The sequence below is a fragment of the Flavobacterium sp. genome (assembly GCF_043722275.1).
GTDB lineage: Bacteria > Bacteroidota > Bacteroidia > Flavobacteriales > Flavobacteriaceae > Flavobacterium.
Map to the genome: position 1 here is coordinate 1 of NZ_JAYSPC010000046.1, position 11,512 is coordinate 11,512.

The following is an 11,512-nucleotide window of genomic DNA, read 5'->3' on the forward strand; positions in this document are numbered from 1 at the left end:
GTTGGTAACGCCGGCAATTCCAATTATAGCTTCAACCGCTCCAACTTGTTCATCTGAAGGAATTTCTACAATATCAAATTACGATTCAAGTTTAACGTACACTTTTAATCCGACAGGACCAACAATCGCTTCAACAGGAGTTATCTCAGGAATGATTATCGGAACAGATTATGCGATTACTTCAGGAAATGTAACTTGTACTTCATTGCCAACTTCTGTTTTTAGAAATAATACGATGCTGATAACACCAAATGTTCCAACGATTGTATCAACCGCTCCAACATGTTTATCTGACGGAATTTCCACAATATCAAATTACGATTCAAGTTTAACATATACATTTAATCCAACAGGACCAAGTATCGCTTCGACAGGAATTATCTCGGGAATGATTACTGGAACAGATTATACGCTTACATCAGGAAATACAACTTGTACTTCAGCACAAACATCAGCATTTAGAAATAATGCGATGTTGGTAACTCCAGCGATTCCAACGATTATATCAAATGCTCCAACTTGTTCATCTGACGGAATTTCGACAATATCAAATTACGATTCAAGTTTAACGTATACTTTTAATCCGACAGGACCAAGTATATCTTCGACAGGAATTATCTCAGGAATGATAATTGGAACAGATTATACGATTACTTCGGGAAATACAACTTGTACTTCTGCACAAACATCGACTTTTAGAAATAATGCGATGTTGGTAACGCCCATAATTCCAAGTGTAGTTTCAACAGCTCCAACTTGTTCGTCTGACGGAATTTCTACAATATCAAATTACGATTCAAGTTTAACGTATACATTTAACCCAACAGGACCAATAATTGCTTCAACAGGAGTTATCTCGGGAATGATTCTCGGAACAGATTATACACTTACGGCAGGAAATACAACTTGTACTTCAGCACAAACATCAGCTTTCAGAAATAATGCAATGTTGATTACACCAACAATTCCTTTGTTTAATTTAAATCAACAAACATGTGCCGAAACAACCGGAAGTTTTACAATAACTAATTATAATGCTACATATAATTACGTGATAACACCTTCTGCAGGAGTTACTCAAAGTGGAAATATCATTACTGCTCCAGCCGGAACCTATAACATTGTGGCACAGGCTAATGTTTGTGAATCTCCAAGTTCAAGTGTTGTTATTGATTCTAAAATATGCGCGATTGCAGATAATAACTTTGGATCCCAAACATCATCAACTACAATAACTAATGTTGGAAATGTCACAACAAACGATACATTAAACGGATTTCCGGTTACACAAACAAATATCAATGTAACGCCAAAAACAACTGGTCCACTTAGCGTAGATGCGAATGGCGAATTGACTTTGGCTCCAAATACAGCATCGGGAACTTACACAATTGATTATACAATATGTGAAAATGCAGCAAATCCTGCAAATTGTGCAAATGCAACTGCGACAGTTATAGTTGGAAATACAATAATTGCATTGACCGAAAATACTCAGCCAATAAATGGAAGCATTGGAGGAACTACATTTTCTTTAACTAATAATGATACCCTCAATGGAAATCCGGTAGTGATCGCAAATAATCCCGGAGGAGTAATTTTGACTGCGATAAATGTTCCAATAGGACTAATCTTAAATGATAACGGGACAGTAACAGTAAAAGCAGGAACGCCAATAGGGAATTATGAAATAGAATATAGCATTTGTGAATATCTAAGCCCAACAAATAATTGTGCGACTGTAAAAAGTTACATTCCTGTAACAGGAGCAATTTTACAGGCAAACAATGATAATGCAGGAACTGTAGATAGTAATAAAGGACAAAATTCGGCAACAAATATTTTTCATAACGACACTTTGAACGGATCACTAATAGATCCTGAAAGTGTTACTTTAAAAACTATCATTTCAAACCCTAATTTGACTTTAAATTCAGACGGAACAATCACAGTAAAATCAGGAACACCAGCTGGCAATTATGAATTGACATATCAAATTTGTGAAATATTAAATGCGTCTAATTGCAGTGAAGCAGTTGTAAAAATAACGGTAGTCAATGTTATAGATCCTGCGCCGCCAATTATACCAATAGTTCCTATGGCACAAATTGTTATAAGTAACGCAAGTGCAAATGTTGACGGAATAAATGGTTCTCTTGAATTCATCAATATTTTAGACAATGATTTACTAAATGGTTTGCCAATTAATCCGGCAGATGTTGTAATTACGAATACAACAAATGCATATTTTGAATTCAATTTAGACGGAACCGTAAATGTAAAACCAAATACGCCCGGAGGAAATTATTCATTACCATTTCAGGTTTGCGAAAAAGGAAATTCATCTAATTGCGGCAACGCAATATTAACTGTTTTTGTAGAAGTTCCTGCTATTGCAATTATTAAAACGGCAATATTTAATGACGAAAATAATAGTGGATTCGCAAATGCAGGTGAAACCATTACTTATAAATTTAAAGTAACAAATACAGGAAACGTTCCATTGACAGGAGTTATGATTTCAGATCCTTTGCCGGGCGTTGTACTTTCTGGGCAAGCAATTGATTTAGAGGTAAACCAATCTGATGACAATAATTTTACAGCGACTTATAAAATCACACAAAACGACATTAATAAAGGAAGCGTAAGCAATCAGGCAACTGTAAAAGGAGCTTCAAAAAAAGGAATTATTGTTGAAGACAAATCAGATGGAGAGGATAATACGGGAGATAAACCAACAGTAATGCCTTTAAACGGTTGTGTAATAAAAGTCTTTAATGCGTTTTCTCCAAATGGAGATGAAAAAAATAAAAAATTCTATATACAGGGATTAGAATGTTATCCTGAAAATACAGTAGAAATCTACAATCGTTGGGGAGTTTTAGTTTACGATACAGATAATTATAATAACGAAGATCGTTCTTTTGTTGGTTTTTCAGCCGGACGGAGTACTATAAAACAAGCTGACGGATTACCTGTAGGAACCTATTTTTATATCTTAAAATATAAAGACACAGCTTCAAATCCGCATGAATTATCAGGTTATTTATATATCAACAAATAAAAAATACAAATGGATTAGTTATTTGCTAAGCCACTTTTTAAAGACTTTAAAATGAAAAAGATAATATTAATATTCCTGTTTTTTTCGGTTGTGTGTTCCGCGCAGCAAGATTCTCAGTTTACACAATATATGTACAATACAATTACGATCAATCCGGCGTATGCGGGTTCTCGCGGTGTATTAAGCGTTTTTGGATTGTATCGTACACAATGGGTTGGACTTGATGGCGCGCCGGAAACCAGCACATTCTCGGTAAATACACCTTTAAATAATAGCAATTTAGGATTAGGCGTTTCATTAGTCAACGATAAAATTGGTCCCACAAACGAGAATACTTTATCGGCTGATTTATCGTATACAGTTCCAACTTCTGATACTTTTAAACTTTCTTTTGGAATAAAAGCAACAGCGAATCTTTTTAATTTGGATGTAAATAAATTAAGTTACGAAGATCAGGGAGATCCGCAGTTTCAGGATTTAAATAATAAAATTACGCCCAATATTGGAGCAGGAGTTTATTGGCATTCTGATAAAGCATATTTAGGATTATCTGTTCCTAATTTTATCGAAACCAATAGATATAATGACAATGATACAGCTATTTTTAAAGATAAAATCAACTATTATTTCATGGCAGGATATGTTTTTGACCTAAGTTATTACGTCAAATTCAAACCGGCAGTATTGACAAAAATGGTCGAAGGCGCTCCTTTACAAGTTGATGTTTCAGGTAATTTTATGTTTAATGATAAATTTGTTTTAGGACTTGCATACCGTTGGAGCGCATCTGTTAGCGCAATGGCGGGTTTTCAGGTAACAGATGGTTTGTATATAGGATACGGTTATGATCATGAAACAACAAATTTAAGAAGGTACAATTCCGGATCGCACGAAATTTTCCTGCGTTTTGAGTTTTTCAATAATTATAACAGAATTACATCACCAAGATTCTTCTAAAAAGCCAGTCTATGAAAACCAATAACCTGAATTATACTGTTTTATTTTTATTGTTTTTTCTAAACGTATTTGCACAAAAAACAGCAATAAATAATGCCAATGAAAAATACGAAAAATATGCCTATGTTGATGCAATAAAAGTTTACGAAAGTGTTGCGAATAGAGGATATAAGGATGAAAAAATGTTTCAGCGACTTGGTAATTCCTATTATTTTAATGGTGAATTAATTAAGGCATTAAAATGGTACGACGAATTGTTTTTGATGAACGAACAACAAGAACCGGAATATTATTACAGATATTCACAATGTCTAAAATCGGCAGGAAATTATTCTAAAGCAGATATAATTTTAGAAAAATTCAGTAAAAAAATAACTTCAGATAAAAGAGGTGTTTTGTTTGAAACCAATAAAAATTATTTAGAAGAAATAAAGTCTAATTCCGGACGATTTGAAATTGCCGATGCCGGAATTAATTCTAAATATTCAGATTACGGAAGCGCCGTTTTCAACGATAAATTAGTTTTTACTTCTGCAAGAGATACTGGCGGAATAGCCAAGAAAAACTTTAAATGGACAAATAAATCTTTCACCAATTTATATACCGCTGAACTAAAAGCAGACGGAAGTATTGGGAATCCCGAACGTTTTCAGAAAAAAGTAAATACAAAATTCAATGAGTCAACTCCCGTTTTTACAAAAGATGGAAGAACAATGTATTTTACCCGAAATAATTTTCTGGACGGAAAAAGAGGAAGAGACGAAAAAAAGATCACATTATTAAAATTATACAAAGCCAGCTTTATTGATGGCGAATGGAAAAATATTCAGGAACTTCCGTTTAACAGCAATCAATATAGTGTGGCGCATCCTGCATTGAGTGTCGATGAAAAAACATTATATTTTGCATCAGATATGCCGGGAACTTTAGGACAATCTGATTTGTTTAAAGTCAGTATTAATGATGATGGAACCTTCGGGAAACCGGAAAATTTAGGCGCGACAATTAATACCGAAGGAAGAGAAACATTCCCCTTTATATCAGATGATAATGAACTTTATTTTACTACTGACGGAAGACCAGGATTAGGCGGACTTGACGTTTTTGTTTCTAAAATAAATAGCGACGGAACATTCGAAGAAATACAAAATGTGGGAGAACCCATAAATAGTAAACAAGACGATTTTGGTTATACAATTAACAGTAAAAACCGAAATGGCTTTTTCTCCTCAAACAGAGAAAACGGCCAGGGATTTGATGATATTTATCGATTTACCGAAACTCGTAAACTGACTTGTGAGCAGGAATTGGTGGGAACAATAACAGATTCTGAGACAAATGAAATTCTTTCAAATGCCAAAATTGCATTGTTTGATGAAAATTTTCTGGCTGTAACCGAAGTTGTTTCTGATGAAAAAGGAAATTATATTTTTACTAATTTAAAATGCGGAAAAAATTATTTTGTACGCGCTTCAAAAACCGATTATGAAAGTAAAGAAACTCCGGTAACTATTAAAAGATTAGACGGAAAAACAACCTTGCCAATTCAGCTGGAAAAAAGAGTAAAACCAATAACGATAGGAACAGATCTTGCAAAAACACTCGATATTCCTATTATTTATTTCGATTTAGATAAAGCCACAATTAAAAAAGAATCGGCTTTTGAATTAGAAAAAATCGCCCAAATATTAAAACAATATCCAAATATAAAACTCGATATTCGTTCACATACAGATAGCCGGCAAACAGCAAAATACAATCAGATTTTATCAGATAAAAGAGCAAAAGCAACTCTGAATTGGCTGGTTGAAAATGGTGTTGATTCAACCCGATTAACGGCAAAAGGTTACGGAGAATCACAACTGGTAAATCAATGTTCTGATGGCGTAAAATGTTCTGAAGACGAACATAAACTGAATAGACGAAGCGAATTTGTGATTACGAATCTGTAATTTTTATGCTTGGATTGTGATCGTATATCAACCCGATCACAAATTTGGATTATGTTCGTATTTTTTAACTGGACTAAAGTCCAGCCCTACAATAGTTTGTTCCTCTGGAACTTTTATAAGGCTATAGCTTTTGATGCTTGTGGTTTATAAAATGCTTTGTCCGTCAAACCTATAAAGAGCCATCGGCTCGATTTATATTTTCAACTGGACTAAAGTCCAGCTCTACAATATAGTTTGTTCCTCCGGAACTTTTATAAAGCAATAGCTTTTAATGCTTCAGGTTTATAAAACGCTTTGTCTTCAAATCAATAAAGAGCCATTGGCTCGATTTATATTTCAACTGGACTAAAGTCCAGCCCTACAATATAGTTTGTTACTCCGGAACATTTATAATGCAATAGCTTTTGATGCTTCTGGTTATAAAATGCTTTGTCCGTCAAACCAATAATGAGCCATTGGCTCGATTTATATTTTTCAACTGGACTAAAGTCTAGCCCTACAATATAGTTTGTTCCTCCGGAACTTTTATAAAGCTATAGCTTTTAATGCTTCTGGTTTAAAAAATGCTTTGTCTTCAAACCAATAATGAGCCATTGGCTCGATTTATATTTTCAACTGGACTAAAGTCCAGCCCTACAATATAGTTTGTTCCTCAGGAACTTTTATAAAGCAATAGCTTTTAACGCTTTTGGTTTATAAATGCTTTGTCCGTCAAACTCATAAAGAGCCATCGGCTCGATTTATATTGTAGGGCTGGACTTTAGTCCAGTTTACAAAAAACAATCAATTGCTTTAATTATCACCAACAACCATTTGATTAATTTCGCCTAATAATTCAAATTCATTTAAAGGAAACATTTCAAGAATCATTTCTAAAATGAGTGACACATTTATGGGATTTTTGTTTGTGCTTGACTTTATATGTCCGTCATTATCGAGCGTCATCACACACATTTTTAGCATATTGGTAATTACACAACCAAGTTCATAATAACTGATATTAATCTGAGCAGTATAAACTTCTGAATTGTCGTTATTTGACTTTGAAGGATTGAAATACGGAGCAATTAATTTTCTAAGATTCTCTAATTTTTGTGCTTCGTTTGTTTCCATAAATTTCTAATTTTAGATGAAAAGCAAACGTACGAAAATTTTTAAATAACATACTATAGTATGTTGAAAATAATAAATAGAAAACGCAAATTGTCTGAAATTAAAAGAAGTGGATAAGTCAGAAGAATTAAAGCGATTAGGTGCTCGAATTAAAGAATTGAGGAATTCCAAAGGATTATCACAAGCTAAATTGGGATTATTGATACTTAAAGATCAACAATCTATTCACAAAGTTGAATCGGGTGAATTTAATCCTACTTATCTTTATTTACTTGAATTATGTAAAGGTTTAGAAATATCAATAGATGAACTTCTTGATTTTAAATAACCATTTTTAAGTCCCATCGGGACGACATATTTATAGAAAAATAAAAAATTGACGTAATTGAACCCCATCGGGGTGGCATATTTAGTTAATTATAATGCCGCTGCGCTAGAGCTTTTTGATATCGTAAATGATTTGCTATAAATATGTCGCTCCGCTGGAGCTTTATTTAACATCTTATATATGATTGCTATAAATATATTGCTCCTCTGGAGCATTGCAATTTTAACGTAAATTTCTTTTTCTACCAATATTTAATTTCTCCGAAATACTCCGTTAGGAGTTAAATGTTGGTAGAAACCCAAATTACACCAAAATAAAATATCCCATAGGATTGTACCTACACAACAATTCACACAATCTACAAAATTTAAAAACCCTGCATTTTCTTCAAAAAAGTCATAAAATTCATTCATTTTATTGAAGTAATATTTCGGAAATACACAATTAAGCGTATTATGTTTAAAATGAATTGATTATGTTTTAAAAAATCGATTTCGTTGTTGTGTGGGATATTTTTTTTTCTAACTTTATAAATCTAAATTTTTTCAGATATGACTGTAAATCAAATACTAAACGCAAAAGGAAAAAATGTTTATTCGGTACTTTCAACAACTACGGTTTATGAAGCCTTAAAAGTGATGGGAGAAAAAAACATAGGAGCTATTCTTGTTATTGATAATAACGATTTAAAAGGAATATTATCTGAAAGGGATTATGCCCGAAAAATTGTTTTAAAAGATAAATCTTCAAAAGAAACTTTTGTTCATGAAATTATGGAAAGCAATGTTTTTTCGGTAAACCTTTCAAACAATATCGAAGATTGTATGGAACTAATGAGTACCAAAAGAATCAGACATTTACCAGTTTTGGAAGATGGAACTGTAGTAGGGATAATTTCTATAAGCGATGTTGTAAAAGCAATTATAGAAATTCAAAAAGACACAATAAATCACTTAAACTCTTATATTTCTCAGTAAAGGAAATTTAAAAAATAAGCTTTAAAAAATAGTCCAAATAATAGCGGACTATTTTTTTTGGTTTTCAAAAAATGTTATTTTAAGAAAAGAAAGCACTAAAAAGACGCCATTTTAAACCAAGACTTATATCTTTGTAAGCTAGAATAAAAGCTAAAAATAAATGAACAAAGAGAGTAAAAGAAGAGAAGCGTTACTGTACCATTCAGAACCAACTCCAGGAAAAATTCAGGTAGTTCCAACAAAAAAATACGCAACCCAAAGAGATTTGTCTTTGGCTTATTCGCCAGGTGTTGCAGAGCCATGTTTAGAAATTGCAGCAAACGTTGATGACGTTTACAAATATACAGCAAAAGGAAATTTAGTTGCCGTTATCTCAAACGGTACAGCTGTTTTAGGACTTGGGGACATTGGTCCTGAAGCTTCTAAACCAGTAATGGAAGGAAAAGGTTTATTGTTTAAAATATTCTCGGATATTGATGTTTTTGATATTGAAATTGGAACAAAAGATATTGAAGAATTTATTCAGACAGTAAAAAATATTGCTCCAACTTTTGGAGGAATTAATCTTGAAGATATTAAAGCACCGGAATCTTTTGAAATCGAAAGAAGACTGGTTGAAGAATTAGATATTCCCGTAATGCACGATGATCAGCATGGAACGGCTATTATTTCTTCGGCAGCTTTAATCAATGCTTTAGAATTAGCAGGAAAAAAAGCCGAAGATGTAAAAATGGTAGTTTCCGGTGCAGGTTCTGCAGCGATTGCCTGTACAGATTTATATGTTTTATTAGGTGTTAAAGTCGAGAATATTTTAATGTTCAATAGTAAAGGACTTTTAACAAAAGATAATCCTGCATTATCAGAGTTACAATTGAAATATGCTATTGACGGCGCTAAAATTGATTTAGCAGAAGCTATAAACGGAGCAGATGTTTTCATCGGACTATCATCAGGAGGAATTTTATCTGCTGAAATGTTATTGACAATGAATGAGAATCCGATTGTTTTTGCAATGGCAAATCCAAATCCGGAAATCGATTATAATTTAGCTACAGAAACTCGTAAAGATGTTATTATGGCTACAGGGCGTTCTGATTTTCCTAATCAGGTAAATAACGTTTTAGGTTTTCCATATATTTTTAGAGGAGCGTTAGACGTTCGTGCTACAAAAATTAACGAAGCAATGAAAATGGCTGCTGTAAAAGCATTAGCTATTTTGGCAAAAGAGCCAGTTCCGGAGCAAGTTAACGTTGCTTACGGGGCAACAAAATTAGGTTTTGGTCAGGAATATATTATTCCTAAGCCATTTGATCCACGTTTGATTACTATTGTAGCGCCTGCAGTTGCAAGAGCAGCAATGGAATCAGGAGTTGCAAAAAATCCTATTACAGACTGGGCAGCTTATGAAGATGCACTTCGTGAACGTATGGGGAACGATAATAAAATGGTGCGTTTGATTACAAACCGTGCTAAAATGGATCCTAAAAGAATTGTTTTTGCTGAAGCAGATCAATTAAATGTATTAAAAGCAGCTCAAATCGTTCATGAAGATGGTATTGGTTTCCCAATTTTATTAGGTGATAAAGATGTGATTTTAGAACTAAAAGCTGAATTAGGTTTTGATGCTGATATTGAAATCATTGATCCTAAAACACCTGAAGAAGAGGCAAGAAGAAAAAGATTTGCAAATTCATATTGGACAACAAGAGAACGCAGAGGAGTTTCATTACTTGATGCTCAAAAATACATGCGCGAAAGAAACTATTTTGCAGCAATGATGGTGAACGAAGGCGAAGCAGATGCCCTAGTTACAGGTCATACCAGAAGTTATCCAAGTGTTGTAAAACCAATGTTACAATTAATTGATAAAGCAGCCGGAGCATCACTTGTAGCAACAGCAAACATGATGATGACATCCCGCGGACCAATGTTCTTGTCTGATACGGCAATCAATATTAATCCAACTTCAGAAGATTTAGTTAATATTGCATTAATGACAGCTAAAACAGCAAAAATGTTTGGAGTTGAGCCAGTTATTGCAATGGTTTCATTCTCAAACTTTGGCTCATCCACAAGTCCCGGTGCAGGAAAAGTGAGAGAAGCAGTAGCTTATTTGCATAAAAATCATCAGGAATTAATCGTTGATGGAGAAATTCAGGCAGATTTTGCTTTGAATCAGGAAATGCTTGCAGAAAAATTTCCATTCTCAAAATTAGCAGGTAAAAAAGTAAATACATTGATTTTCCCTAACTTAGAATCAGCTAATATTACTTATAAGTTGTTGAAAGAGTTGTATCAGGTAAATTCAATAGGTCCAATTATGATGGGAATGGGCAAGCCGGTTCACATTTTTCAATTAGGCGCAAGTGTTGAAGAGATGGTTAATATGGCTGCAATCGCAGTAATTGACGCTCAGGAGAAAGAAAACAAAAAAAATAAATTAGCTAAATAGTACAAATAGTAAGGATCGGATAATATTGTCGTATTTTTATTGCATTTTTGTTATATTTGACCCTAATAAAATTATACTATGATAGCACATTTGCAGGGGAAGTTAGTGGAGAAAAATCCTACAGAGGTCGTAATTGACTGTGGAGGAGTTGGGTATCAGGTAAATATATCTTTACATACCTTTTCATTAATTCCTAATGTGGAAAATATAAAACTGTATACGCATCTTCTAATTAAGGAAGATGCGCATACATTATTTGGTTTTGCCGAAAAATCTGAGCGCGAAATATTCAGAATGTTATTATCTGTTTCCGGAATTGGGGCTAACATTGCAAGAACAATGTTATCTTCAATTGAGCCAAGACAAATTATTAACGCAATTGCATCCGGAGATGTGGGAGTAATACAGTCAATAAAAGGAATTGGAAACAAAACAGCACAGCGTGTTATCCTTGATTTGAAGGAAAAAGTGTTAAAGTTGTACGATTTAGACGAAGTTTCGGTAGTCCAAAACAATACAAACCGAGATGAAGCGTTATCTGCTTTGGAAGTTTTAGGTTTTGTCCGAAAAACTTCAGAAAAAGTAGTGGAGAAAATCGTAAAAGAAGACCCGGAAGCTACAGTAGAAACAATCATCAAAAAAGCTCTAAAAAGCCTATAAACTCAATTT

At 33.5% G+C, this 11,512-nt stretch carries 8 protein-coding genes; 7 read left to right on the forward strand and 1 reads right to left on the reverse strand.

All coding sequences use genetic code 11. The features are described from left to right. The 3 genes from ACHZDT_RS06335 to ACHZDT_RS06345 form a co-directional block, all read left to right on the forward strand. On the forward strand, nt 1-3,064 hold a 3,064-nt coding region (locus ACHZDT_RS06335), incomplete at its 5' end, for a gliding motility-associated C-terminal domain-containing protein (protein ID WP_394773789.1). Between the two features lie 51 nt (nt 3,065-3,115). Then, nucleotides 3,116-4,021, forward strand: a complete 906-nt coding sequence (locus ACHZDT_RS06340; RefSeq protein WP_394773790.1) for a type IX secretion system membrane protein PorP/SprF — start codon at nt 3,116-3,118, stop codon at nt 4,019-4,021. 11 nt (nt 4,022-4,032) lie between these two features. Continuing rightward, nucleotides 4,033-5,973 carry an OmpA family protein gene (locus ACHZDT_RS06345; RefSeq protein ID WP_394773791.1) on the forward strand — a complete coding sequence of 647 codons (1,941 nt, stop codon included), beginning with the start codon at nt 4,033-4,035 and terminating at the stop codon, nt 5,971-5,973. Nucleotides 5,974-6,765: 792 nt separating this feature from the next. On the opposite strand, the gene ACHZDT_RS06350 is transcribed toward ACHZDT_RS06345, so the two are convergent. Continuing rightward, nucleotides 6,766-7,086 (reverse strand): hypothetical protein, encoded by a 321-nt coding sequence (locus tag ACHZDT_RS06350; RefSeq protein ID WP_394773792.1) that lies wholly within the window; start codon nt 7,084-7,086, stop codon nt 6,766-6,768. A 109-nt stretch (nt 7,087-7,195) separates the two neighbouring features. Between ACHZDT_RS06350 and ACHZDT_RS06355 the strand changes: the two genes are divergently transcribed. From ACHZDT_RS06355 to ruvA, 4 genes are all read left to right on the forward strand, one after another. Further along, on the forward strand, nt 7,196-7,414 hold the full coding sequence (locus ACHZDT_RS06355; protein ID WP_394773793.1) for a helix-turn-helix domain-containing protein: 219 nt from the start codon (nt 7,196-7,198) through the stop codon (nt 7,412-7,414). A 551-nt stretch (nt 7,415-7,965) separates the two neighbouring features. Continuing rightward, nucleotides 7,966-8,391: a CBS domain-containing protein gene (locus tag ACHZDT_RS06360; RefSeq protein WP_394773794.1), complete on the forward strand. Its 426-nt coding sequence runs from the start codon at nt 7,966-7,968 to the stop codon at nt 8,389-8,391. A gap of 160 nt (nt 8,392-8,551) precedes the next feature. Continuing rightward, nucleotides 8,552-10,843, forward strand: a complete 2,292-nt coding sequence (locus ACHZDT_RS06365) for an NADP-dependent malic enzyme (RefSeq protein ID WP_394773795.1) — start codon at nt 8,552-8,554, stop codon at nt 10,841-10,843. 78 nt (nt 10,844-10,921) lie between these two features. After that, nucleotides 10,922-11,503: a Holliday junction branch migration protein RuvA gene (gene ruvA / locus ACHZDT_RS06370; protein ID WP_213295353.1), complete on the forward strand. Its 582-nt coding sequence runs from the start codon at nt 10,922-10,924 to the stop codon at nt 11,501-11,503. Nucleotides 11,504-11,512 lie beyond the last annotated feature (9 nt).